This window comes from Pseudomonas sp. LB3P93 (assembly GCF_054898025.1).
In genome coordinates, this window is sequence record NZ_CM142713.1 from 3,956,831 (window position 1) to 3,982,012 (window position 25,182).

General features: G+C 59.2%; 24 protein-coding genes and 1 pseudogene. 11 read left to right on the forward strand and 14 right to left on the reverse strand.

Annotation, left to right across the window (positions count from 1 at the left end):
• Positions 1–122: 122 nt before the first annotated feature.
• The 5 genes from ACYZT8_RS17980 to ACYZT8_RS18000 all read right to left on the reverse strand — a co-directional run bounded on the left by ACYZT8_RS17980 (position 123) and on the right by ACYZT8_RS18000 (position 5,520).
• Positions 123–1,448: an OprD family porin gene (locus tag ACYZT8_RS17980; protein WP_461974718.1), complete on the reverse strand. Its 1,326-nt coding sequence runs from the start codon at positions 1,446–1,448 to the stop codon at positions 123–125.
• A gap of 137 nt (positions 1,449–1,585) precedes the next feature.
• Complete coding sequence (locus ACYZT8_RS17985; protein ID WP_461974720.1) at positions 1,586–2,935, reverse strand: GntT/GntP/DsdX family permease; 1,350 nt, start codon at positions 2,933–2,935, stop codon at positions 1,586–1,588.
• 184 nt (positions 2,936–3,119) lie between these two features.
• The gene (locus ACYZT8_RS17990; protein ID WP_461974722.1) at positions 3,120–3,500 is read right to left on the reverse strand and encodes a RidA family protein; all 381 of its coding nucleotides are present in this window, start codon (positions 3,498–3,500) and stop codon (positions 3,120–3,122) included.
• 64 nt (positions 3,501–3,564) lie between these two features.
• Entirely contained in the window at positions 3,565–4,791 is a 1,227-nt protein-coding gene (locus tag ACYZT8_RS17995; RefSeq protein ID WP_461974724.1) for an MFS transporter, read from the reverse strand.
• Between the two features lie 147 nt (positions 4,792–4,938).
• A complete protein-coding gene (locus ACYZT8_RS18000) occupies positions 4,939–5,520 on the reverse strand; it encodes a TetR/AcrR family transcriptional regulator (RefSeq protein ID WP_461974726.1) in 582 nt (193 codons plus the stop codon).
• A gap of 169 nt (positions 5,521–5,689) precedes the next feature.
• Here ACYZT8_RS18000 and ACYZT8_RS18005 point away from each other — a divergent pair, with 169 nt between their 5' ends.
• Positions 5,690–5,845: a hypothetical protein gene (locus ACYZT8_RS18005; protein ID WP_461974728.1), complete on the forward strand. Its 156-nt coding sequence runs from the start codon at positions 5,690–5,692 to the stop codon at positions 5,843–5,845.
• A 52-nt stretch (positions 5,846–5,897) separates the two neighbouring features.
• Here the strand turns inward: ACYZT8_RS18005 and ACYZT8_RS18010 are convergent, their stop codons facing one another.
• Positions 5,898–6,914, reverse strand: a complete 1,017-nt coding sequence (locus ACYZT8_RS18010) for a M14 family metallopeptidase (protein ID WP_461974730.1) — start codon at positions 6,912–6,914, stop codon at positions 5,898–5,900.
• 173 nt (positions 6,915–7,087) lie between these two features.
• On the opposite strand from ACYZT8_RS18010, the pseudogene ACYZT8_RS18015 reads away from it, so the two are divergent.
• Positions 7,088–7,573: pseudogene (locus ACYZT8_RS18015) on the forward strand (TetR family transcriptional regulator C-terminal domain-containing protein); the annotation flags it as partial.
• Here the strand turns inward: ACYZT8_RS18015 and ACYZT8_RS18020 are convergent.
• The 5 genes from ACYZT8_RS18020 to ACYZT8_RS18040 all read right to left on the reverse strand — a co-directional run bounded on the left by ACYZT8_RS18020 (position 7,529) and on the right by ACYZT8_RS18040 (position 12,911).
• Entirely contained in the window at positions 7,529–8,536 is a 1,008-nt protein-coding gene (locus ACYZT8_RS18020; protein ID WP_461974732.1) for a DMT family transporter, read from the reverse strand. The pseudogene ACYZT8_RS18015 and the gene ACYZT8_RS18020 sit on opposite strands and share 45 nt — an antisense overlap.
• A complete protein-coding gene (locus tag ACYZT8_RS18025; protein ID WP_461982532.1) occupies positions 8,536–9,234 on the reverse strand; it encodes an ABC transporter permease in 699 nt (232 codons plus the stop codon). Before ACYZT8_RS18025 ends, ACYZT8_RS18020 begins: the two co-directional genes overlap by 1 nt.
• A 5-nt stretch (positions 9,235–9,239) precedes the next feature.
• Entirely contained in the window at positions 9,240–9,953 is a 714-nt protein-coding gene (locus tag ACYZT8_RS18030) for an ABC transporter permease (RefSeq protein ID WP_461974733.1), read from the reverse strand.
• Positions 9,954–10,096: 143 nt separating this feature from the next.
• Entirely contained in the window at positions 10,097–10,879 is a 783-nt protein-coding gene (locus ACYZT8_RS18035; RefSeq protein WP_461974735.1) for a transporter substrate-binding domain-containing protein, read from the reverse strand.
• A 28-nt stretch (positions 10,880–10,907) separates the two neighbouring features.
• Positions 10,908–12,911: an aminotransferase class I/II-fold pyridoxal phosphate-dependent enzyme gene (locus ACYZT8_RS18040; RefSeq protein WP_461974737.1), complete on the reverse strand. Its 2,004-nt coding sequence runs from the start codon at positions 12,909–12,911 to the stop codon at positions 10,908–10,910.
• 732 nt (positions 12,912–13,643) lie between these two features.
• Between ACYZT8_RS18040 and ACYZT8_RS18045 the strand changes: the two genes are divergently transcribed.
• From ACYZT8_RS18045 to ACYZT8_RS18055, 3 genes are all read left to right on the forward strand, one after another.
• Positions 13,644–15,404, forward strand: coding sequence for a caspase family protein (locus ACYZT8_RS18045; RefSeq protein WP_461974738.1), 1,761 nt, complete (start codon positions 13,644–13,646; stop codon positions 15,402–15,404).
• A gap of 23 nt (positions 15,405–15,427) precedes the next feature.
• A complete protein-coding gene (locus ACYZT8_RS18050) occupies positions 15,428–16,132 on the forward strand; it encodes an NlpC/P60 family protein (RefSeq protein ID WP_461974740.1) in 705 nt (234 codons plus the stop codon).
• A 178-nt stretch (positions 16,133–16,310) separates the two neighbouring features.
• Positions 16,311–16,856 (forward strand): hypothetical protein, encoded by a 546-nt coding sequence (locus ACYZT8_RS18055; protein WP_461974742.1) that lies wholly within the window; start codon positions 16,311–16,313, stop codon positions 16,854–16,856.
• 39 nt (positions 16,857–16,895) lie between these two features.
• On the opposite strand, the gene ACYZT8_RS18060 is transcribed toward ACYZT8_RS18055, so the two are convergent.
• Both ACYZT8_RS18060 and glcC read right to left on the reverse strand, forming a co-directional pair.
• Entirely contained in the window at positions 16,896–17,531 is a 636-nt protein-coding gene (locus ACYZT8_RS18060; protein ID WP_461974744.1) for a hypothetical protein, read from the reverse strand.
• 106 nt (positions 17,532–17,637) lie between these two features.
• Positions 17,638–18,405, reverse strand: coding sequence for a transcriptional regulator GlcC (gene glcC / locus ACYZT8_RS18065; RefSeq protein ID WP_461974745.1), 768 nt, complete (start codon positions 18,403–18,405; stop codon positions 17,638–17,640).
• 234 nt (positions 18,406–18,639) lie between these two features.
• Here glcC and glcD point away from each other — a divergent pair, with 234 nt between their 5' ends.
• From glcD to ACYZT8_RS18085, 4 genes are read left to right on the forward strand one after another with little or no spacing between them, the layout of a single operon-like run.
• On the forward strand, positions 18,640–20,139 hold the full coding sequence (gene glcD, locus ACYZT8_RS18070) for a glycolate oxidase subunit GlcD (protein WP_461974747.1): 1,500 nt from the start codon (positions 18,640–18,642) through the stop codon (positions 20,137–20,139).
• A complete protein-coding gene (gene glcE / locus ACYZT8_RS18075) occupies positions 20,139–21,203 on the forward strand; it encodes a glycolate oxidase subunit GlcE (RefSeq protein ID WP_461974749.1) in 1,065 nt (354 codons plus the stop codon). The genes glcD and glcE overlap by 1 nt, the downstream gene beginning before the upstream one ends.
• A 3-nt stretch (positions 21,204–21,206) precedes the next feature.
• The gene (gene glcF, locus ACYZT8_RS18080) at positions 21,207–22,448 is read left to right on the forward strand and encodes a glycolate oxidase subunit GlcF (protein ID WP_461974751.1); all 1,242 of its coding nucleotides are present in this window, start codon (positions 21,207–21,209) and stop codon (positions 22,446–22,448) included.
• A complete protein-coding gene (locus ACYZT8_RS18085; RefSeq protein WP_461974753.1) occupies positions 22,445–22,846 on the forward strand; it encodes a heme-binding protein in 402 nt (133 codons plus the stop codon). Before glcF ends, ACYZT8_RS18085 begins: the two co-directional genes overlap by 4 nt.
• A 165-nt stretch (positions 22,847–23,011) precedes the next feature.
• On the opposite strand, the gene ACYZT8_RS18090 is transcribed toward ACYZT8_RS18085, so the two are convergent.
• On the reverse strand, positions 23,012–23,347 hold the full coding sequence (locus tag ACYZT8_RS18090; protein WP_461974755.1) for a hypothetical protein: 336 nt from the start codon (positions 23,345–23,347) through the stop codon (positions 23,012–23,014).
• A gap of 274 nt (positions 23,348–23,621) precedes the next feature.
• Between ACYZT8_RS18090 and ACYZT8_RS18095 the strand changes: the two genes are divergently transcribed.
• Positions 23,622–24,398, forward strand: coding sequence for an ABC transporter substrate-binding protein (locus ACYZT8_RS18095; protein ID WP_461974757.1), 777 nt, complete (start codon positions 23,622–23,624; stop codon positions 24,396–24,398).
• A 91-nt stretch (positions 24,399–24,489) separates the two neighbouring features.
• Positions 24,490–25,179, forward strand: a complete 690-nt coding sequence (locus ACYZT8_RS18100; protein ID WP_461974759.1) for an ABC transporter permease — start codon at positions 24,490–24,492, stop codon at positions 25,177–25,179.
• Positions 25,180–25,182: the final 3 nt, after the last annotated feature.

The following is a 25,182-nucleotide window of genomic DNA, read 5'->3' on the forward strand; positions in this document are numbered from 1 at the left end:
GTTCGTCGCTTGGTGGCGGTTACTGACTTGGAGGTGGTATCGAGGTGGGGTACATATCCGCTCCTCCGATAACGGCGGCATAGGCGGCCGTTACCGCAGAAACGGATACGCCCCCAAAAGGGTTACATCAACGAAAGCGTGTAGTTAATGATGAATCGATTCTGATCCACATTCCGCCCAGCATCAGTGTTTGACTTGCCATTACGCAAGCTAAACCCGAGCCCCTTCAGCGACCCCGATTGCAGCACGTAATCAAGCGTCATATCACGCTCCCACTCAGACTGATCACCCGCATTTTGCGTCTTGATCCCCGTCCCCTTCAGATACACGATCGTCGCCTTCAACCCCGGCACACCCAAAGGCGCAAAGTCATAGCTGTACTGACCGAAATTGGTCTCCTCACCCGCCCGGGCAAAGCTTTGGATCATCCGGTCTGTAGGCAAGTAAACACTGCCACCACCCGCCCCTTTATCGATCAGGCTGCCCTGGTTCGGCTGAACGAAGTTGCTGCCATCGCCCACCTGCTGGTGCCCCAGCGACACCGCATGACCACTGTTGGCATAGGTCACCATCGCCACCCAAGTGTTGTTGTCGATTTCACCGTTGTTGTCCTCGGTATAACCCGACACCCGATAACCTTGCGCCCTGCCCGCAGCAGAACTGTTGGCCCCCGTCGACGTCGTGCGGAAATAACGCAGATCAGTGGTAAAGGAGCTTTTGGCGTCGATTGGCAGGACGTGCATCAGGCCGAAAAAGTTCTGGTTGTAGAAATCCTCCATCTGCGCAAAGTAATACTGCGCCTTCAGGTCCTTGGTGACGTTGTAGTCACCCCCGGCGAAATAAAACTTGTTGCTGTCCTGGGTGCTGCCCGCCACCGACAAGCCGGTACGGTCAGTCGAGGCACGACCGACCGCGTGTTCAAGCACACCACTGGTCAGCATCAGGCCATCGATGTCGTTAGAGGTGACCTGCGCACCCGTGAACGATTGCGGTAATACCCGGGCATCGTTCGAGATCAGGATGGGCAACTTCGGCAGCAGCGTGCCGTAGCGAAATTCGGTTTTTGAAACGCGCATTTTCGCCGTCGGGCCGAAGCTGCTCCAGGCATCCGCTGCACCGTCGCCATCGGTCGGGATCATACCGCTACCGTTGTGGCGCCCGGTGCCGCTGTCCAGCGTTACGCCGAGCAGCGCCTGGGCATCGATCCCGAACCCGACCGTGCCTTGAGTAAACCCGGACTCGTAACGCAATACAAAACCCTGGGCAGCCTCCTCGGTTTTCGAGGGCTCGGCGGCGCCGTCGCGGTTATCACTGTTGAAGTACAAAGTGCGCATCGACAGGCTGGCTTTGCTGTCTTCGAGAAAACCGTGGGCGGCAGAGTCGGCTGCCTGAGCGCACAGGGAACCTGTGGCCAACAAGAATGCGGTGGGGATTGCTCGCTTGAACATACGGTGCTCCAGGGTGATTTTTTGTTTTTTTAAGTGTTTAGCGACCGCTCTCCGCCGCTGGCCCCCAACAGCGGCGCGCACGATGACGCGCTCGATGGAGACCATGAGCCTTGAGCAATGCGATCGGGATGTTCGGGTCAGATCAGGTAAGAAAGACCCACGGTCAGCGCGAAAGCGACCACCGAAATAATGGTTTCGAGTACGGTCCAGGTCTTGAAGGTCTGGGCGACGGTCATGTTGAAATACTCCTTGATCAACCAGAAGCCACCATCATTGACGTGGGAAAAGATAACCGACCCGGCACCGGTCGCCAGCACCAGCAGCTCCGGATGCGGATACCCCAGACCGATGGCCACCGGCGCCACAATCCCCGACGCGGTGGTCATCGCCACCGTGGCGGACCCGGTGGCGATGCGCATCAACGCCGCAAACAGCCAGCCCATGAGCAGCGGCGACAGATGAAATTCATCGGCGAGGCTGACGATCTGATTGGTCACGCCGGCGTCCACCAGAATCCGGTTCAAGCCACCGCCGGCACCCACCAGCAAGGTAATGCTGGCGGTCGGTGCCAGGCATTCGTTGGTGAACTTGAGGATCGATTCGCGGTTGAAGCCCTGGGCGAGGCCGAGGGTCCAGAAACTCAGCAGGGTCGCCAGCAGCAAGGCGATTACCGAGTTGCCGATGAACAACAGAAACTGGTTGAAACCGCTGCCCGGCGTGGAAATCAGGTTGGCCCAGCCACCGATCAGCATCAGCACCACCGGCAACAAAATCGTCGCCATGGTGATGCCGAACCCCGGCAGGCTGTCGCGCGGTTCGCGGTCGAGGAACTGGCGTTCCAGCGGGTTTTCCGCCGGCAGTTGAATGCGCGGCACGATGAATTTGGCATACAGCGGGCCGGCGATGATCGCGGTCGGAATGCCGATCAGAATCGCGTAGAGCAAGGTCTGCCCCACCGACGCCTGATACACCTGCACCGCCAGCATCGCCGCCGGGTGCGGCGGCACCAGGGCATGCACCACCGAGAGACCGGCGACCATCGGCAAGCCGACCATCAGGATCGACACCCCAACCCGTCGCGCCACGGTAAAGGCGATCGGCACCAGCAACACAAAACCGACCTCGAAGAACAGCGGCAACCCGACCAGGAAGGCGATGCACACCATGGCCCAGTGCGCGTTCTTCTCGCCGAACCGGTCGATCAAGGTCCGCGCCACCTGCTCGGCGCCACCGGACTCGGCCATCATCTTGCCGAGCATCGTGCCCAGCGCCACCACCAGCGCAATGTGCCCCAGGGTCTTGCCGACCCCGGCCTCGTACGCACCGACCACGCCGGACGGCGGCATGCCGGCGAGCAGCGCCAGGCCGATGGACACCAGGGTGATCACGATGAAGGGATTGAGTCGGTAACGGGCGATCAGAACGATCAGGGCAATGATGGCGATGGCGGCATACACCAGCAGCCAATAGCCGAAGGACAGGGTCATGCGGTACTCCTCGAAAGGGTCACGTCGAATGGGTTGTGAAACTCATAAAACATTTCGAGAGGTGATTTTCAAACGAGGCGAAACTAATTTTCGTAGAGGGATAAGGCTTGTCGCACAGAGGCATGAGTCGTCGTTGTTTTTGAAACTGGGTCAGGCGGATTTTCATCACACCTGACCCGAAACCTCAGGCTTTTGCTGCCATCGCCGTGACTTCCACCCGCATGCCTTCGACCGCCAGCGCGGCCACACCAACGGCGGCACGAACCGGCCACGGCTTGGTGAAGAAGCGCTTGTAGACCTCGTTGAACGCGGCGCGGTCGGCCATGTCGGTAAGGTAGATGGTCAGGTGCAGAACCCGGTCCATGGAACTGCCGGCGCGCTCCAGCGCGACCTTCAGCGCCTGCAGCGTGCACTCGCTTTGCAGAGTGATGTCGCCCAGCTCCAGGCTGCCATCGGCGTGGGTAGGGATTTGGGTGGAGACCAGAATGCCGCCGAAACCGGCGACGTCGGAGGAGATGGAGTCCGTATCGGGATCGGGGGTGAAAGTGATGTCTTGGTTTGCCATAAGGATCTCTTGCTTGAGGTGGTAACGCCTTTAGTGCGGCCAGTTTACAGCCTGTTGACCACGCCTATTGCAAGATTGCTCGATGTCCAGGCTTGAAGCCATGGGCGCTGGCTAACCAGACCAGGGACAGACCGAGTAGCGCCAATACCAGCAATGTCGGAGGAAAAGAACCGGGCCCCGCATGTTCCAGCAACAAGCCACCCACAACGCCACCGCCGGCCACTGCCAGGTTGAAAATAGTCACCAGCATTGACTGTGCGACATCGGCACCGTCACCCGCCGTATCGGCGATGGCTGTCTGTAGTAGCGTGGGAGCGCCACCAAATGTCAGCCCCCAGATTGCAACGCTCAGAAGCACAAAATCGGGAGAACTGCCTGCCAGTCCCAACACCAGAGCGGCGATCGCAAAGCCTGCCAGGCTCAGCAGCGTCAGCACACGTAAACCCCGATCCACCCACATTCCCGTCACAACGATGCCAAGGATGGAGCTGATACCGAAGAGCAGAAGCACAAGGTCGATCCGCTGGCCAAGCCCGACGGAAACCAGAAATGGCGCGATGTAGGTGTAAAGGATGTTGTGCGCAAGCATCCAAACGAAAATCACCAACAGAATCGAACACAGACCCGGGGTCAGCAGTATTCTGCGGATCGGCTGGCGCTGACGTTCGGTTTGTCCCGCGTAGTCAGGTACCCCAAAACGCACCCACACGAACAGCAGTAAAGCGAGGGCCGACATGATCCAGAACACGCCACGCCAATCAAACAGAGTACCCAGCCACGTGCCTAGTGGCACACCGAGGCACAACGCAACGGGTTGACCGATGCCCACCACCGCCAGAGCCCTTCCCTGCAAATCATGGGGCACCATGCGTCGCGCATAACCCGCCAACAGCCCCCATATCACGCCCGCCGCCATTCCGGCGATGAACCGCGCGACCAGGGTCAATAGGTAGTGAGAGGACAACGCCGTCACGGTGTTGAAGACCAGCAGCCCGCCAATCGCCAACAGAAACAACGGCCTCCTGCGCCATTTTCGCGTAGCCACAACAACCGGGATTGCTGCCACCACCGAGCCCAAGGCATAGAGTGTGACCAGTTGACCCGCCATGGCCTGCGTGACGCCAAGCCCCTGCGCGATCAAAGGCAACAGGCCGGCGGGCATGGTTTCCGTCATGATGGTAATGAAGCCAGCCATCGTGAATGCCAATAGCCTCCACACAGGCAGCCTTTGCGCAGAAGGCGCTTCTTCGAAGCTCGTTGTTATCGATCCATTGTCGCGGTGGGTGGTCATCTTAGTCTCCCTGATAATAAATACATTCCTGTTCTCCTGATGGCTGGTTGATGTGAATGTGCCTTATGGAATGATCATTCCAAAACCAGACAAAAAAAGCCTGCGTCTCGCAGACTGCTACTTGCGCATGACAACAGCCGTCCTGGATTACAACGCGTCCATCGCTACATCAACCACATCCAGCAAGCGTTGCCGACGGTTCTGGCTGGCGCTGCCTTTACTCAATACACGAAGGCCCTGGATCGTGTTCACGATAAAGCGTGCAAGTGCGCGAGGGTTCTTGTGCATGGCGATTTCGCCTTCTGCCTGACCGCGGATGAGCGCACGCTCCAGCGCTTTCTCCAGACGCAGAAAGTTGCCGGATACCAACTCAGCGACGGCTTCATCCTGCCCGGCCAATTCCAGGGAGGCATTGGCGACAAGACAACCCCGTTGTCCGGCATCGCCAAGTTCATCATTCACGATTCTCATCAGCAACTGCTGGATCAGTCCTTTGACTGAACCCGGCTCTTGAAGAAGGACTACGTTCGCAGCAGTCAGATCGTGATACCGGCGCAGCGCATGTTCGTACAATCCATGCTTGCTCTCAAACGCGTTATACAGGCTGCTTCGAGACAGCTTGGTACCGTCAACCAGATGTTGTATCGAGGTGGCGCAATAGCCGAGTTGCCAAAAAACCTGCATGGCTGCTTCGACTATTTCGTCATGCTCAAACTCCTTGGGGCGCATCGGGCAATCCTTACTGGAATGATCATTCCAGAAAGCTACTGGCTTCTTTTACACTCGTCAAGGATCGCTTGAAGCGCTGGCTGATCAGATGCCGGAGTCACCGGGAAAAAATCTCGAACTCCATCCATATCGCTGACGTCCAATGTGTAGGTCAACGGAGGTACGCGCGATGAACAGCGATGACAGTGTCAATGACACCGAAAGGGATCGGAAAGACAGGGACGCCGAAGAGGTCGATCCAGCAACGCTTCCCGAAGAGGAGGAAGCAGAGGCGCAGAGGCGGAAAATAGCCGAGATAGAACGCAAAGTAGCGGATGGAAACTAGCGTGACGGCCACCCCCGCTTTTGTTCAGCGGGGGTGGCCGGATGCTCTGTGCCTAGTTCGGGTCCAGCAGACCGCCGGTCCAGTTACGCGACACACGGCGTCCGGTGAATTTCGCCACGACCATGCCCTGCGATACCAATCGATCCCGGTAGCGTGTGACCATCCGCCCTGCTTGCTCGGCCACCAGCACCACTTCGGAAGACGGATCACCGGGGCGCCGCAGAATCCGCGCAAACCGCTGCCCTTCCTCGACAAAATCGCCCAGTTCCTTTTCAAAGATCAGCACCCCGGGTTGCGGGGCGAGGATGGTCTCCATCTGCCCCATTTCCATCACCTCGACGGGCCAGTCTCCGGGTGACAACGCCTCATCGATGACCCCGCAACTGCACAGCCAGGCGTACAGTCCTGCGGCGTCCTGCTCGGCCAGCCGATCGCTGACATCGCCCTGCCCGCGCAGCTCCAGGGTCGCGGCCATGCGCTGGTCGGTGACGCCATCGCGCAGCCACGGCGCAATGATGGTTTCTTCGAAGGAGCCGTCACCGCCGTCATCCCAGATGATCGCCACATCCATCTTCATCGCCGCCGCCAGTTCGCGACCTCGGGGCCAGAAACTACGGTGCACGTAGAGGTACGGCAAGGCCTCGTCATCGGTGTGCAGGTCGAGCATCACATCCGCGGTGGCCGCCAGTTGCACCAGTTTTTTTTGCCATTCCTGGACGTTGGTCGAAGGTCGCTCCATCGCGGCGGACTGGTCGAACGCACGGTTGAAGTTATGCCCGGTCGCATCGTGGAAGCGACCGAGAATCCGCCCTTGGCGAAACTGCCCGATGCCCAGGGGATTGGCTTGCGGCACCACCGTCACACGGCCCTTGAGCCGCCCCTCGGCCTCGACGACGTGAAGCCGCTGCATCAACAGGTGCAGCACCAGCATCCCGGCAATTTCATCGGCATGCACGCCGGCCTGCAAATGCACCTTCGGCCCGCTGCCGTCGCCCTCGAAACGCCACGCGCCGACCGGCACCGCTTCGCCGTTATTGTTGCGAACACTGAACGAAATATCCTGCGCCATCTGCTTGTCCTCCCCCGTCATGAACGTTAAAAACCGGTGCATCGCGGTGGCCGACACTGGAGATTGAACGGATGTTCAACTAAGCTCGCCAACCAGGCACTGCACCCAAGGATTCCCTTGTGACAACCCCCTCTCCAAAGAACCGTCGCGCAGAACCCGATGAGCGCCGCGAAATGCTGGTGGCCGCCACGGTGCGTTGTCTGGTGCGTGACGGTCATGCCGGCATTTCCGTGCGCCGTATCGCCACTGAAGCCGGGGTGTCCGTCGGCCTGCTCAATCACCATTTCGGCAGCATCGATGCGCTGATTGCCGACACGTACCAGAAGATCGCGAACGAACTGACCACCGCCCTGCTCCATGAGATCCAGCAGGTGGGCACCCCGGCGGAAAAGATGGACGCGTTTCTCAAAGGCTCTTTTTCGCCAAGGGTCATGGACCCGCAATTGCTGAGTGTCTGGGTGGTGTTCTGGAGCCTGATCCGGCACTCCGAACACGTCAGCCTGTCCCACGAAAAAAGCTACCGCGCCTACCTCGACCTGCTGCGCCAGCTGCTCGATGACATGGCCGCCAGCGAAGGCTTCGTGATCCACGACACGCGCCTGGCCGCCATCGGTTTATCGGCGATGCTCGACGGACTCTGGATCGAGTGGTGCCTCAACCCCGAAACCTTCAGCCCCGCCAACGGCCTCCATATCTGTCGTTGCTGGATAAAGGGGCTGCGTCACGGAGCATTCAGCGCCGACGACGTCTTGTGATGGGTGACGACCGAAGATCATCGCCAGGGTGCCGCTGACCGCGATCAGCCCGGCACCGATCATCAGCGACACGTCCATCAGCGTGCCCCAGATCAGACTCGACAGCAGAAACGCCCAGATCAGCCCGGTGTATTCAAACGGCGCCAGCAAGGTCGCGGTGGCCCGCCGAAAACTGGCGAACAGCAGGAACTGACCGATACCGCCCACCAGACCGGCAACCAGCATTCCCAGCCAGGCTGGAGTGGGTGCCGGGGTGTGCGTCCAGGGCAACGCGACCGTCATGCACAGCACAAACACCACGTTGGTGATCAGCATCTGTTCCAGCACTGAGGTCTGGTCATCCACCTGACGCAACTGGATGTAAGTGAACGCCCAGCACATTGCTGCCAGCAGTGTCAGCACAATCGGCCATGGATCGGCGATGTTGCTCGGACGGCAGGCGATGATTACCCCGACAAAACCGATGATCAGGGAAAACCACTGCCAGCCGCTGGAGCGCTCCTTGAGAATCACCGCCGCCAGCACCGTGACCATGATCGGCGCGGAAAAATACAGGGTGGTCATTTCCGCCAGCGTCAGGTCCCGGGCGGCCGTGTAATACAGCAGCCAGGCGACAATCGACAGCAAACCGCGCACCACCAGCAAACGTCGGCTTGGTGAACGCCAGGCCCGCTGGACCAGACGCAGGCGCCCCGCCAACAGGCAGGCAACGACCACCACCAGGCTGCGCCAGAACAGAATGGTGACCACCGAATAATCGGCCACCAGCCACTTGATCACAGCGTCCTGCAACGCCAGGAACGCGTACCCCAACGTGCACAGACCAATGCCCTGCAGCGACCGGTCGACGACCCCTGACGTGCTCATTACACCGACCTGCGCACGGGCGTCCCGCGCCGTTCGGCAAAGGCAAACAGCGCCTCGATCAGGAACGTCAGACAGACATAAACCCCGGCCACCAGCAACAGCGGCTCATAGACTTGCAGGGTTTGCGCCCGAACCACGTTGGCCGCGCCCAGCAGATCGACAATCGCAATCGTCGAGGCCAGGGCCGTGGATTTGAGCAACATCACGGTCTCCCCGGCCAGTGTCGGCAACAGCAACCGTAGCGCCCGAGGTAAGCGTACCCGCAGCAGCGATTGGCGCGGTGTCATGCCAAACGCCGAGGCTGCTTCCATCTCGCCTTTGGGCACCGCCAGCAGACCGCCGCGAATCACTTCGCCGACATACGCGCCCACCGACAACACCAGGGCGAACACGATGTACCAGTATCCGTCGCGCAAATAGGGCCAGAGAAAACTGCCGCGTATCAGCGGGAACTGCGCAAAGAGGCTGCCGAGCCCGTAGTAGAAAATGTAGATCTGGATCAGCAACGGTGTGCCGCGGGTTACGCTGGTGTAGAACAGGCTGACCTTGGCGATCACCTTGTTTTTCGAGATCCGCGCCAGCGCCACCAGCACCGCCAAGGTGAAACCGAACACGCTGGAAATCAACAGGATGGTGATGGTCGTTTGCAGTCCCCGGCCCAACAGCGCCGCGTATTCAACTATCCACGCTGGAATCATTTCATTCACTCAGCCAAAGGCATCCAGCGACGGATACGCCGCTCGAGCCGTCCAGACAGGTAGTTGGACACCAACGTCACCGCGTAATACATCGCCGCGGCCGTGAGGTAGAACAACAAGTAATGACGCGTCGAACCCGCCCCTTGCTTGGCGGTGTACAACAGCTCGTTGGTGCCGACCACGCTGATCAATGCGCTGTCCTTGATCAGGTTGATCCACAGGTTGGCCATCCCGGCCATCGCGTACGGCGCCATGATCGGCAACGTGACGCGCCGGAACAGGCCGAAACCGCTCAGGCCGAATGCCCTCGCCGCTTCGATCTGGCCGAAAGGGATCGCCTGGATCGCCGCCCGGAAAATCTCCGAGGCGTAGGCGCCCTGCACCAGGCCCAGCACCACGATGGCGGCCAGCGGACCGCTGACATTCATGACGCCGTAGCCCATCTGGGTCATCAGCGAATTGAGGAGCATGGAGCCGACGTAGTACAGCAACAGGATCAGCAGCAACTCCGGAATCGCGCGGAACAAGGTCGTGTAACCGCGCATCAGCGCCGCAATGGGTTTTGGCGCGCCAAGCTTCAGGCAGGCCACCACTAGACCGATGAACAGCCCGACCACAAAGGCCCCGGCCGATATTTGCAGGGTCATCCAAAGACCCTTCAACAGCGCACCGCCCCATCCTGTTTCGCTGAAGTTGATCAATTCGAACATGGCTGGCATTTCAGTCTCCAGTTAGCGCAATCACTGTCTGACGCAATACCTTGTGGGAGCGGCGGTGCGGCGATCCGACTTGCCCGCGATGGGACCCTTGAGGCCGCCAAAAGCATCGCGGGCAAGCCCGCTCCCACAGGTTCCGAGTCAGGTCAGAAGGCAGGTTTCACGCTGGTACCGAAGTAGTGTTGCGACAGGTCGTCATAGTCTTTGCTGGCCAGCAAGGAGGTGATGGCCTTGTCGAGCTTGGCCTTGAGTTCGGCATCATCCTTGCGCAGGCCGGCGCCTACGCCTTTACCGAAGATCGGGTCATACGGCACGGCGCCGAGGTATTCCAGATTGCTCGCATCGGGGGTCTGCACGAAGGCCGCCATGGCCGTGCCGTCGGCCATCATCAGGTCGATGCGACCGGCAATCAGGTCGGCGTTGGCCGAGTCCTGGGTGTCGTAATACTTCACGTCGGCGATTTTTTCGTAGTACTGCTTAAGGTAACTGGCGCTCACCGTCGAGTTCTGCACGCCGATGATCTTGCCCTTGAGGTCATCCGGGTACTTTTTCACCGACGTGCCTTTCGGCCCGACAATCGCGATCACCGAATCGTAATAGGCCTTGCTGAACGCGATCTGTTTCTCGCGTTCTTCAGTTACCGACATGGAGGAGAAAATCACGTCGATCTTCTTTGCCAGCAGCGACGGAATGATCCCGTCCCACGCCACTTCCTTGATCTCGCACTCGGCTTTCATTTCGCTGCACAGTTTGTGGATCAGGTCGACTTCAAAGCCTTTCCATTCACCGTTGGCCTGCTTCTCGGTGTACGGCGGATAGGGTTCGGCCGCGACCGCGAACCTGATCGGCTGCGCTTGGGCCGCGCTCATCCCGGCCAGCAACACGCAGGCCACGCCCGTAAACCAGTTTGCCAAACGTCGATTTCCCATGATTTTGCCCCGTCTTTTTATGATGTTATTAGCGAGTCTGATGAGCGTTGACGAATTGCCGGCAACGCTCGCTGCGTGGGTGTACGAACACTTCGTCCGGCGTACCGGCTTCCTCGATCAGCCCTTGGTGCAGATAGGCGACTTTGGAAGAGACATCGCGGGCGAACGCCATTTCATGAGTCACCAGGATCATGGTCCGGCCTTCTTCCGCGAGGGAGCGGATCACCCGCAGCACTTCGCCGACCAGTTCCGGGTCGAGTGCCGAGGTGGGTTCATCGAACAGCATGACCTTGGGCCGCATGGCCAGGGCCCGGGCGATGGCCACCCGTTGTTGCTGTCCCCCGGAGAGAAACGCCGGGTACTCGTTGCGCTTGGCCGCAAGCCCCACGCGTTCAAGCAAGGCTTCGGCCCGTTCAGTGGCCTCCGCACGGCTTTCACGCAGGACCTGGGTCGGGGCTTCGATGAGGTTTTCCAGCACCGTGCGATGGGGCCAGAGGTTGAAGTTCTGGAACACCATGCCCAGGCTCGAACGGATGCGTACCAGTTGCTTGGCGTCCTTCACCAGCGGCGTGCCGGGACGATCAAAGTTCAGGTGAATGCTTTCGCCGTCCACCAGAATGCGCCCCTGGTCCGGCACTTCGAGCATGTTGATGCAGCGCAGCAAGGTGCTTTTTCCCGAGCCACTGGCACCGATCAGCGAGATCACATCGCCTTCGCGGGCCGTCAGGGAAACGCCTTTGAGGACCTCGATATTGCCGAAGCGTTTGTGCAGGCCATCGACCTCGATCATGGTCTTGGTCGTGACGGGAGCAACCACCGCTTCGCAAGTGACACGGCAGATTACCGGTCGCGGCGCTTCGCCTTTCAATACCAGGACAAAGTCGCGAATACGCTGGCAGGCCTGGGCCAGTCGTTCTTCACCGAGGGTGAACGAGAGCCGCACAAAACCTTGGGCCGGCTCGCCGAAAGCCGCCGCATCCAGCACCGATACATGCGCTTCACGCAGCAGACGCCAGGCGAATTCCAGCGAGGTCAGGCCGGTGTCGCGCACGTCCATCAATACGAACATACCGGCATCGGGGTTGAGCACTGAAATCCCCGGGCAATCCGACAGGCTGCTCACCACCAGATCGCGACGCCGACGATAGATATCGCGCATGCCGTGGGTCACGTCCTCATGGGCTTGCACGGCTTTGAGCGCAGCCTCCATGACAAAACCCGGCAAGCCGTAAAGCATGCTCAACACCATGGTTTCGGCGTGCGCCACGAGGGCTTCATCGGCGACGATCCAGCCGGTTCGCCAACCCGTCATGGCATGGGATTTCGACAGACTGCCGATCACCACGCACCGCTCAGCCATGCCCGGCAACGCCGCCAGGCTGAGGTGCTCGCGTTCGAAGGTCAGGCTTTCGTAGACCTCGTCCACCACGACCCAGAGGTCATGCTGGATGGCGAGGTCGGCGATGGCTTGCAGCTCTTCGCGGTTGAGTACTACGCCGGTGGGGTTATTCGGATTGGAGAAGAACATCGCCCGGGTGCGCGGGGTAATGGCCTTGGCCAGCACGGCGGCATCGAGCCGGAAACCCGAATCCGCGGAGCACGGCACACGAACCAACGTGGCGCCGGAAGCCTTGAGCGTCGCCTCGTAAGTCACGTACATCGGGTCCAGGGCAATCACTTCGTCGCCGGTATTAAGCAGGCACATCGAGGTGATGAACAGCGCGTTCTGTGCCCCCGCCGAGATGATGACGTTTGGCGCTGTCACCTCGCGGTCGAACAGCTGGCTGTACCGGGCGGCGATGGCTTCGCGCAACGCCTGGCGACCGGCGATCTCGGTGTAGTGGGTGTCTCCCTCACGCAGTGCATGAATCGCGGCATCGGTGATGAAATCGGGGGTGGGGAAATCCGGGTCGCCGACGCTGAGAATGATCACATCCTCACCACGACGCTGGGCTTCAAAGGCCGCATTGTGAATATCCCAGGCGGCAACGCCGTCGCCTGAAATCCACTCAACAAAGGGAGAAAACCGCATGCCAGTGCCTCGTTCGAAAAGAAGAAACGCAAGCCCGCGCAACCAGCCGGGGAGGTGGAACGAACATAGTCGAAGCTGAACACTCGTTCAACAGAAAAATGACCAAGGTTCGCGTTCAGCGTAAACAGGTCGTTTTTACGACAGTCGTGCCGTTTCCATGTCCTGGATCGGCGGTGAGTTCGAGGAACTTCGCAAGCCGCACATTATTGTCGTGAGCGGACTGCTTTGGTTCTTCATTCGAAGTTTCAACTGCGGCGTCAAGAGTCTCCTGCAGACCCTGATTATTTCTTTTCACATAGCATTAAGCACATTAACTGTTTCAAAAATGACTCTGCTGTTTCAAGCTTGGCACACTTATTTGTAACGCAAGTAAGACACTTAAAACCCAGAAGCCGCAGAGCTCAATAACTCTCGCTCTAAATCTAAAAATTCGCACCCTGTAATTGCTTTAATTGCAGAAACCAACATTTTTTAATTTTATATAAAATCATATAAATCATTAGCTTATTAATATCACTAATCAGCAACAACTGACCCAACTGAAAAATGGCGCCTTCATTCCAATTCATCATAAAAAAAATTCGAACTAATTTAACGCCTCTAATATGCTCAACACGACAGCACTTGTTTCAACAACATGCCCTCTCAAAGGCCAGACGCTAATAGTCCACTACTCAGAAACTCACTTTGAACGTCGCCGGCAAAGTTCGCTGTCACTGCAAGGGAATGAACATGAAAATTAAAATTCTGTGTATACATGGCATTGGCCACGAAGAGGCAGACGAGAGTTTTCAGAAGTCCTGGCACCGGGCGATTACCACGGCGGTGTCGCGGGTGGCGCCGAGTGCGGACCTCGAGCTGGATTATTTTCAATACGACGAGCGCTTTTCCTCCAGCGGCCTGGGTGCGTCCGACATCGCCGAGGCTACGCTGCGCCTGCTGACCAGCGCGGTCATCCATTCAGTGGGTGACGTGTTCCGGCGCAACCGGGGCATCGGTCAGTTTCCCGACCGCCTGCGCTGGACGGCCGGCATGGTCGCCCAGTGGTCGGCAGACGAGGCGCTGCGCACCCAATTGCGTAAGGATCTCGCCGACGTTATCAGCGCTTCGCAACCGGACATCGTCTGCGCGCACAGCCTGGGTACGCTGGTCGCCTATGACACGTTCCGTCGGGATCCCTCCCTGATGAGCAACCGAGTGCTGATCACGTTCGGCTCGCAGATTGCCAACCCGGCGGTACGCGAAACGTTTGGCGGGCGCATCGAGGGAATCGACGACGCGCGCAAGTGGTACCACCTCTACAACGAGCACGATCAGGTGTTTACGGCGCCGCTGTATCTGCGCGATACCAACTTCACCCAGGTCATGACACCGTTCGACAAACCGGGGGACGTCCTCAATCACGATGCGACTTTTTACCTCGGCCATGCCGAAACCGTGACCAATGTCTGGGGCCCCCTTTTGCAGGCTGGCAGAGCGAGAGGTTTCGACAAACGGCTCGCCGCCGTCGACAAGTCACTGGGCATTGCCGTTCCCAAGGCGCGTACGGTACGTCGCTCGCGGGACAAGGCCTTGCTGATCGGCATCAACAACTACCCCAACCCTTCAGATCGACTCGAAGGCTGCGTCAACGACGTTTTCCTGATGAGTTCATTGTTGCAAGAGTCAAAATTTTCGCCGGACGATATCCGCGTCGTACTCGACGACCGTGCTACGGCCGCCGGCATTCGAGATCGCCTGCATTGGCTGCTCGACGATGCCCAGGCGGGTGATCGCCGGGTGCTCTTCTATTCCGGTCACGGTGCGCAGATTCCCAATACCAACGCCGCGGGCGAAGCCGACCGCATCGACGAGTGCCTGTGCCCGTGGGACTTCGACTGGACGCCGGCACGCGCCATCGTCGACAACGACTTTCGCGACCTCTACATCCAGCTTCCGTACGACACGCAGTTCATCACGATCTTCGATTGCTGCCATTCCGGCGGCATGACGCGTGAGGGCGCTCGGCGCGCTCGAGGGCTGACGCCGCCGGATGACATCCGCCACCGCGCGCTGCGCTGGGAACCAGGGTTGCAGATGTGGGTGGAGCGTGACTGGGTGAAACGGGCTCGCAAAAGTGCCCAGAAGGCCGAGGCCGCCAATACCGTGAGCAATCGCGAGGGTATCCGCCGGGTTGGCCAGGCCATCGCGGTGCGCGGTTACGACGACAAGCTCTACAACAAACGACGCGATGCCTACAGGCACGAAGGCCCCTTTCTGCCGATCCTCATGTATGCCTGCGCCGAATCCCAACTGTCTTACGAATACCGTCACGGCGTTATTTCGTACGGAGCGTTCACCTACGCGCTCGCCCAAACGCTGCGTTCATCCAAACAGAGACCGACGTTCAATGCCCTGGTTCGTGCGACGGGCAAGCTCCTGGCCGACCTGGGTTATGACCAGAAACCGGCGATCGTCGGGCCAAAGAATTTGCTCGGCAAAGTCGTTCCCTGAGTCGCCATCGTCTGGAGGTTGATATGAGCAGTGAAACCGTAAGAAGTATTCAGCAAGCGCTGATTGCCGACGGCTTTTTTCCCGGCGAAGTGGATGGAATCTGGGGGCGCAGAACCATCGCCGCGGTAAAAGCTTTTCAAGAAAGCGTTGGACTTGAGGTGGATGGCATCGTCGGCCCCAGAACCTCTGCCGCCTTGTTTTCAGATGTCGACCATGTGCCGGCGGGCCCGCTATTGCCGTGGCTGGCGGAAGCAGAAAATTTGATCGGCACCCGGGAAGTTCTTGGCGCCAAGGACAATCCCACCATTCTGGATTGGGCCGACGATCTTGACCTTCACTATGCCGGGGACGAGGTGCCTTGGTGCGGACTTTTTGTCGCGCATTGCGTGGGTTCGACGATGCCCGAAGAAGTGCTTCCTTCCAATCCCCTGGGTGCGCGGCAATGGGAAAAATTTGGCGAATCGACGGTGCCACGGCTGGGGGCGGTGATGGTGTTCTGGCGTGAATCAAAAAGCAGCGGCAAAGGCCATGTCGGGTTTTATACCGGCGAGGATAGTAAGGCGTATCGGATTCTGGGCGGCAATCAAACGGACAAGGTGTGCCTGACATGGGTAGGCAAGGATCGATTTCTCAAAGCGCGCTGGCCGCGCAAGGCGACCTCTTTGGGTGGAGGTGACGCAATAATCGTCATGAACAGGACCTCGGATTTGTCCAGAGACGAAGCTTGAGGGTTAGCGAAATCGAATCACGTCCCCCATAAAACGGGTGCTTTTAATAAAGCATCCGTTTTTGTCGGCTGCCGGACAAGTGCGCAATGCATCTCTGACCGACGTTAAAAGCCAGTTGCTAGCCATCTGCCATCAGTCGATAATCCTGCCCCCGTAAACACTCACGCAAGGAAACGCCGTGAAAAAATTTCTACTGCTAGTCCCCCTGTTCGCCGTGTTGCTGCAAGGTTGTGGCGTGACCATGACCCGTTACGAGCCGAGCTTCGAAAACGTCCAACAGCTCAAGCAGTCCCCGCCCCTGCAATCGATCAGCAATGCTCAGGTCAAGGCGGATGCCGGTCAGGGTTCATTGTCCGTGCGGGCCAACCCGATCAGTTCGCCGAGCGGCAGCATCACGCAACATATACAGGATGCGATTACCGAAGAGCTGGGCCGGGCGGGCTTGCTGAACCCACAGGCTCAGCGACATCTGGATGTGCTGGTGGTCAAGAATGAGCTGACCGCAGGCATGGGCACTGGCACGGGCCAGCTTGCTGCACGCTTTACGTTGCTCAAGGGCAACGAGGTGGTTTACGACGCGACCAAGGATGTCAGCCGCCAGTGGGACAGCAGCTTTTTCGGTGCCATTGCGATCCCCAATGCCGCCAATGCCTACAACCCGATGGTGCGTGATTTGCTGAAGACGTTGTACAGCGACCCGCAGTTCATTCAAGCCCTCAAGTAAGGGCAAAAAAAGAGCCGCTTGTGCGGCTCTTGTTTTTTGTCAGGCCCGCGGCACGTTTGCATCGAGTGCCGAGTACTTGAGGCTTTTGCTCTCGACCACTTGCTTGAGCAGCGCATTGACCTGGCGGCTGAAGGTATCGCTGATTGCCTCTTTAGGTGTGTTGGCCATCAACGGCACGAACCAGATGCCCATCCAGGTATTGATTCCGTCATGGTTGCTCGCATTAGTCAGCGTCTGCCCTTGCGAATCCAGCGTCTCCAGACTCATGGTGTATTGGTCGGTTGCCAGTGTCGGGATGACGGTAAACGTCAGGCCACTGATAAATGCCATGACCAACTGACCACCGCCCGGTGGATGGTTGTAAACCTTCAGGCGCAGATTGTAATCACCTGGCTGTTTCTGGAACTCGTCCAGTGTGACGCGACCGAAAAGGCCGGAATCGGTCAGTACTTTTTGCAGCTCAGGCTTTAGCATGTCGCGTGCTTGCGGCATTTCAACGGCCGAAGCGCTTTTTGGCTCGCCTTGATAGAAATCGAAGTCTACGTAGACGTTCGGTTTGTTCGAATAACTGGACATCGACGGCAAATTGACCGGAGCGACTTCATCTTTGGTGAAGCTGGCGCAACCACTTAGCCCGAGCACCAAGGCTAACCCTAGAATTTTCCCAAATTGCATGACAACTCCCTTAAATGATGGCATAGCGCCTCCATTCGGAGGGCTGGCGCGAATTCTAGAGCGTTGCCGGCAATAGTAAAAGGCCATCACTGAAAAACGGGATACCTCACGCCCACCCTTCAAGCCGCAGCGTGGCACGGACCAGACGCTGCTCCTCGCGTTCAATCTCCCTGAGGTTCTCGCAGATACTCTGGATATGCGCGATGGCGGCCTTGCGCGCCTGCTCCGGCATGCGGCCGGTGACGGCGTTGTAAAGCCGGGCATGCTGTCGGTCGATCTGGCGCTTTTGCGGTGCGCGGTGGTAGAGGTTGTTGACCGAGGCAAACACAGTGTTGAGCAGCAAGTCTGTCAGCGAGCGCAAGGTTTGCACCAGCACCGGGTTGTGCGAGGCCTCGCAGATCGCCAGATGAAACGCATGATCCAGTCGGGCGTGTTCGCTCGCCTCCATCGACCGCGTGTGAGCATCGAGCAACGCTTCGTAGCTTCGGGTGATGAGGACAAAATCCGCTTCGGTCCCACGCAATGCGGCCAGGCGAGCGGACTCGCCCTCAAGCAGGCTGCGGACTTCGAACAAATCGTAAAGCGTGCGCGGTTGTGAGCTGAACAGGTGCATCAGCGGCGACGTGGCACCATGGCCCGACAAATCCGCCACAAACGATCCCTTTCCCTGCTCCGTGTTAATGATCCCCCGGGCGCGCAACAACTTCAGCCCCTCGCGAAGCGCCGTGCGGGATACACCGAGTTTTTCGGTCAGGCGCCGTTCCGAAGGCAACAACTGCCCGGTCTTCAGTACCCCGTCCACGATCAGGCGTTCTATGCGTTCACACACCACGTCTGCAACTTGTGGATTACGGGTCATTTGCGCACTGCCCATCGAACCTCCAACTGGTATGACCAGCCTCGCCGGTAAAACCCCATTCGCTCGAATACAACCTTAACTGCATGTTTAACCAACTATTTTTACCAGAAGTAAAGAAATAGCCCCTGAGGAACTGGTTCGACCAGTCGAACAACACATGGACAGTAGGACGCGTCGGGCCAATGATGCAAGTCAGCTGTCACCGGAAACAGACCTCTAATAAAAACAACTGAGGGTCGTGAACCGCCTATGAACATCCTCTACGACGAACGCGTCGACGGCGTTCTGCCTGATGTCGACAGAGCGGCCCTGCTGCAAGCGCTGCACGTTCGCTTGCCAGACCTGGAAGTCCTGCATCAGCAGGAAGAACTCAAACCGTACGAATGCGACGGACTGTCCGCTTACCGCACCACGCCGATGCTGGTGGTGCTGCCGCGTCATATCGACGAAGTCCAGGGCGTGCTGAAACTCTGTCATGAGTTTCACGTCCCGGTGGTCGCTCGCGGTGCCGGCACCGGTTTGTCCGGCGGTGCATTACCGCTCGAGAAAGGCGTGCTGCTGGTGATGGCGCGCTTCAATAACATCCTGCACATCGACCCCGCCGCGCGCACGGCGCGGGTTCAGCCGGGCGTGCGCAATCTGGCGATATCCCAGGCCGCCGCGCCGTTCGGCTTGTACTACGCGCCGGACCCCTCCTCCCAGATCGCCTGTTCCATTGGCGGCAACGTGGCGGAAAACGCCGGTGGCGTGCATTGCCTGAAATACGGTCTGACGGTGCACAACCTGCTCAAGGTCGACATCCTCACCGTCGATGGCGAACACCTGACCCTGGGTTCCGAAGCGCTCGACTCGCCCGGGTTTGATCTGCTGGCGTTGTTCACCGGTTCCGAAGGCATGCTGGGGGTGATCACCGAAGTCACGGTCAAACTGTTGCCCAAACCACAGACCGCCAAAGTGCTGCTGGCAGCATTCGATTCCGTGGAAAAAGCGGGGCGCGCGGTAGGCGACATTATTGCCGCTGGCATCATTCCCGGCGGCCTGGAAATGATGGACAACCTGGCCATTCGCGCCGCCGAAGACTTTATCCACGCGGGGTATCCGGTCGACGCCGAAGCCATTCTGCTGTGCGAACTCGATGGTGTTGAAGCCGACGTTCACGATGACTGCGATCGCGTGCGCCAGGTGCTGGAACAGGCCGGCGCCACCGAAGTCCGCCAGGCCCTGGATGAGGCGGAACGCGTGCGCTTCTGGGCCGGGCGCAAGAATGCGTTCCCAGCGGTGGGCCGCCTCTCGCCGGATTATTACTGCATGGACGGGACGATTCCGCGCCGCGAACTGCCCGGCGTGCTGCAAGCGATTGCCGCGCTGTCGGCCGAGTACGACCTGCGCGTGGCCAACGTTTTCCACGCCGGCGATGGCAACATGCATCCACTGATTCTGTTCGATGCCAACCAACCCGGCGAACTCGATCGCGCCGAAGCCCTGGGTGGCAAGATTCTGGAGTTGTGCGTGAAAGTCGGCGGCAGCATCACCGGTGAACACGGGGTCGGCCGCGAGAAAATCAATCAGATGTGCGCGCAGTTCAACAGTGATGAGCTGACGCTGTTTCATGCCGTCAAAGCCGCGTTCGATCCGGGCGGCCTGCTCAATCCCGGCAAGAACATTCCCACCTTGCACCGCTGCGCCGAGTTCGGCGCGATGCACGTTCATATGGGTCAGTTGCCCTTCCCGGACCTGGAGCGTTTCTGATGCGCAGCGAACACGATATCGATGACAGCGGCGCATTGCTGGAGCAGGTCAACCAGGCGCTGCAAAACTCTACGCCGCTGCGCATCCAGGGTTCCAACAGCAAGGCGTTTCTTGGGCGCATCGCGGCGGGTGAAGTACTCGACACACGCAGCCACCGCGGCATCGTCAGCTACGACCCGACCGAACTGGTGATCACCGCACGCTGCGGCACACCGTTGGCAGAACTGGCCGAGGTGTTGGACGCGGCGCAGCAGATGCTGCCGTGCGAACCGCCCTCCTTCGGTGACGGCGCCACGGTGGGCGGGATGATTGCCACTGGGCTGTCCGGACCACGGCGCCCGTGGTCAGGATCGGTCAGGGACTTCGTCCTCGGGACACGGGTCATCACTGGTCACGGCAAGCATTTGCGCTTCGGCGGCGAAGTCATGAAAAACGTTGCCGGCTACGACCTGTCGCGCTTGATGGCCGGCAGTTATGGCTCGTTGGGTGTGATCACCGAAGTCTCGCTCAAAGTCCTGCCCAAACCTCGGCAAGCTCTAAGCATCAGCCTTGAGATGGACAGCGATCGCGCCTTGCTGCGCCTCGCGGAATGGGGGCAGCAACCGCTGCCGATCAGCGCCGCGTGTCACGACGGTCAGCGCCTGCACCTGCGACTTGAGGGTGGCGAAGGCTCGGTGAAGGCGGCGCACGACCGATTGGGTGGCGAGTTGCTGGAGGCTTCGTATTGGGCGGATCTCAACGAACATCGCTTAAGTTTCTTTGATGAAGACCAGCCGCTTTGGCGCCTGTCCGTCCCGCACCACACGCCCCGGCTTTCCCTCCCCGGCCTGCAAATGATCGACTGGGGCGGCGCCCAGCGCTGGCTCAAATCCGATGCGGAAGCAGCGTTCATTCGCAAGGTCGTCGATGAGGTCGGCGGGCATGTGACCTGCTACAGCCACGGTCTGATCGACAGTCCGTTCCAACCGCTGCCCCCGGCACTGATGCGCTACCACCGCAACTTGAAGGACCAACTCGATCCACGGGGCATCTTCAACCCCGGTCTCCTGTACGCGGAGCTTTGACCCATGCAGACAACCTTGAGCGAACAGGCCCGCCAACTGCCCCGCGCCGAAGAAGCCGAAAGCATCCTGCGTACGTGCGTGCATTGCGGTTTCTGCAATGCCACCTGCCCGACCTATCAATTGCTCGGCGATGAGCTGGACGGGCCGCGTGGGCGCATCTACCTGATCAAACAGGTACTGGAAGGCAACGAGGTCACCCAGAAGACCCAACAGCATCTGGATCGCTGCCTGTCTTGCCGTAATTGCGAAACCACCTGCCCCTCGGGCGTCGACTATCACAACTTGCTCGACATCGGCCGCGCGGTGGTCGATGCGGCCGTGCCGCGTTCACTTGAGCAGCGCTTGTTGCGCGAAGGCTTGCGCAGCGTCGTGCCCAATCCGGGACTGTTCAAAGCGCTGGTCAGCAGTGGTCAGGTGTTCCGTGCGTTGCTGCCGAACACGCTGCAAGCCAAGTTGCCGCGCCACGTGTATCCGGCCAGGCAACGCCCGACCACCCGCCATGCGCGGCAGGTGCTGATGCTCGAAGGTTGCGTGCAGCGGAGTCTGTCGCCGAACACCAATGCGGCCACCGCGCGCGTCCTCGATCGACTGGGGATCAGTGTCACGCCGACTCGCGAGGCCGGCTGCTGCGGCGCCGTCGATTATCACCTGGACGCACAGGCGGCGGGCCTTGATCGCGCCCGCCACAACATTGATGCGTGGTGGCCGAGCATCGAACAAGGTGCCGAGGCCATTGTGCAAACCGCCAGCGGTTGCGGTGCCTTTATCAAAGACTACGGCCACCTGCTCAGCACCGATCCGGCGTATGCCGAGAAGGCCAGGAAGGTCAGTGCGCTGGCCAGGGATCTGGTTGAAGTACTGCGCGACGAGCCGCTGGAAAAACTCGGCATCCGCAGCGATCAGCGCCTGGCGTTCCATTGCCCCTGCACCTTGCAGCACGCGCAAAAACTCGGCGGTGCGGTTGAAACGCTGCTGACGAAACTGGGTTTCAATCTCACGTTCGTTCCCGACAGTCACCTGTGTTGCGGCTCGGCTGGCACCTATTCGCTGACCCAACCCGAGCTGTCCCGACAACTGCGCGACAACAAACTCAATGCGCTGGAAAGCGGTCATCCCGACGTCATTGTCACGGCCAATATCGGCTGTCAGTCACACCTCGACGGTGCGGGCCGAACCCCTGTCCGCCACTGGATCGAACTGGTCGAAGCCGCGTTGCCCTCCTCGAGCCCTGGAGTATTCCCATGAAAAGCAAAGCCGTACTGAGCCAGACCGAAGTCAGTCAGATTCTCAGCGCCGCACGCACTGAAGCGCAGAACAATCAATGGGCCGTGACCATCGTGATTGTCGATGACGGCGGCCATCCTCTGGCCCTCGAACGCCTCGACGGTTGCGCGCCCATCAGCGCCTACATCGCCACCGAAAAGGCCCGCACCTCTGCCCTGGGTCGGCGTGAGTCGAAAGGTTATGAAGAGATGGTCAACGGTGGCCGCCACGCGTTTTTGTCAGCGCCGTTGCTGACCTCCCTTGAGGGCGGCGTGCCGATTATTGTCGATGGGCAGGTGATTGGCGCGGTGGGTGTGTCCGGCGTTAAAGCCGAGCAGGATGCGCAAGTGGCCAAGGCCGGGGCGCAGTGTCTGAACTGAAACGAACACCTGATCAACGCCGCGGAACCTGTGGGAGCGGGCTTGCTCGCGAAAGCGGTGTGTCAGGGGACATCAATGTTGAATGTGCTGCCGCCTTCGCGAGCAAGCCCGCTCCCACAATAGGTTCCGCTTAACTGACTGGCATCAGGCTTTAGGCCGCTTCTTTCACTTACGCGCCAACTTGTACCGCACGCACTCCTCATAAAAACTCTCACGCACATCCGCCGGCTTGAACCGCGACTTGCTGTCGTAGGTCTGCTCGGTGATGCCCATCGCCATCATGCGCATCCACGCCTTGCTGAATTTGTAAGCCTGTAACTTCTGACGAGCGGCATACAGAGAGACCCCGGCCAACTTGAGTTCCTGGGCTCTCGCCGCCGTCCCTGCCCCCCAGCTGCACATATACCGATCATTGGATGCCAATTCCCTGGCCAGGGCAGAGGCTGCAACACTGGCCAGGGCGAACGAGATCATCATGACAAATACACTTCGCAATTGCATTCCGCCTAACCACCTGAAAGTGAAGTGATTTTGGCGACAACTTCGAGGCTTCGGGGCCAGCAAAATGCCTCTTTTTCGTCCTGATTGACTGGCTGGGTGACATCACTCTGCCTGATTCCATTCGTCTAATTTTGATATGATTTTTTTCACTATCTTGCGCTATGAAATAATACGTGTCATTTATAGCCACGCAAAATCATCAGGACTGATCCACCGCCAGATCGGACGGCAGTGACCCGCACCACCCCAACGCCCCCCCCCAGGAGTCAACAATATGAACAAGACAGAACTTCTAGGCGCTCTGGCACTGTGCGCAGCAAGCTTCCTGGCACACGCCGACGAAGACAGCCTGCGTATCGGTATCGAAGCCGCCTACCCGCCCTTCTCTTTCAAGACGCCGGAGGGCAACGTCAGTGGTTTCGACTACGACATCGGCAACGCCCTGTGCGAAGAGATGAAGGTCAAATGCGAGTGGGTCATCCAGGAATTCGACGGCATGATCCCGTCGCTGAAAGTGCGCAAGGTCGATGCGGTGCTGTCGTCGATGTCGATCACTGAAGACCGCATGAAGTCCGTCGACTTCAGCAAAAAGTACTACCACACGCCGGGCAAGTTCGCGATGAAGGCCGGCAATGTGATCAACGACCCGCTGGTTGATCTCAAGGGCAAGAAAGTCGGCGTGCAACGCTCCTCGACCTATGATCGTTTCGCCACCGAGCAGCTTGAAAAAGCCGGGGTCGCGGTGGTGCGTTACGGCTCGCAAAATGAAGCCTTCCTCGACCTGGCGTCGGGCCGACTGGACGCCACGCTCGCCGACATCGTCAACACCGATGAGAGCTTTATCAAAACGCCGGCGGGCAAGGGTTTCGCCCTGACGGGACCGGACATCAACGACCCGAAATACTTCGGACGCGGCGCAGGGATCGCAGTGCGCAAGGGTGACAGCGTGAACGTTGCACGTCTCAGCGCAGCGATTGATGCGATCCGCGCCAATGGCAAGTACCAGCAAGTGATGAACAAGTATTTCGCCTTCGATATCTACGGCGAATAAACGCTGACCCGCAACCCCGGCGGCGACCGTTTGCAGGTGCCGTCAGGGTCTGTCTCGCGCGCTTTTCGGCGCTCGCTTGAGGAACTTCATCATGCTTCACGGCTACGGATCGAGCATTCTCGATGGCGCCTGGCTGACTATAAATCTGGCCCTGACCTCCATGGCCATGGCGATTGCCCTGGGCCTGATCGGTGCAGCCTTTCGTTTGTCGCCGCTTAAATGGCTGGCGATGCTGGGCGAAGGCTATACCACCCTGATTCGCGGCATCCCTGACCTGGTGCTGATCCTGCTGATCTTCTACGGCGGCCAGGATCTGGTGAACCGCATCGCCCTGGCGCTCGGTTACACCCGCTACATCGACATCAATCCTTTTATCGCCGGCGTCTGCACCATGGGCTTCATTTTTGGCGCCTACCTCTCGGAAACCTTTCGCGGCGCCTTTATGGCTATCCCCAAAGGTCAGGGCGAAGCCGGCATGGCCTATGGCATGAGTGGCGCGCAGGTGTTCTGGCGGATTCTGGTGCCGCAGATGATTCGTTTCGCCATTCCCGGGTTCACCAACAACTGGTTGGTGCTGACCAAATCCACCGCGCTGATCTCGGTGATCGGCTTGCAGGACATGATGTTCAAGGCCAAGAACGCTGCGGACGCCACCCATGAACCGTTCACGTTTTTCCTCGCGGTGGCGGCGCTGTACCTGATGCTGACCAGCCTGTCATTGCTGGTGCTGCGCTATCTGGAAAAACACTACTCGGTCGGCATCAAAGCCGCCGAATTGTGAGAG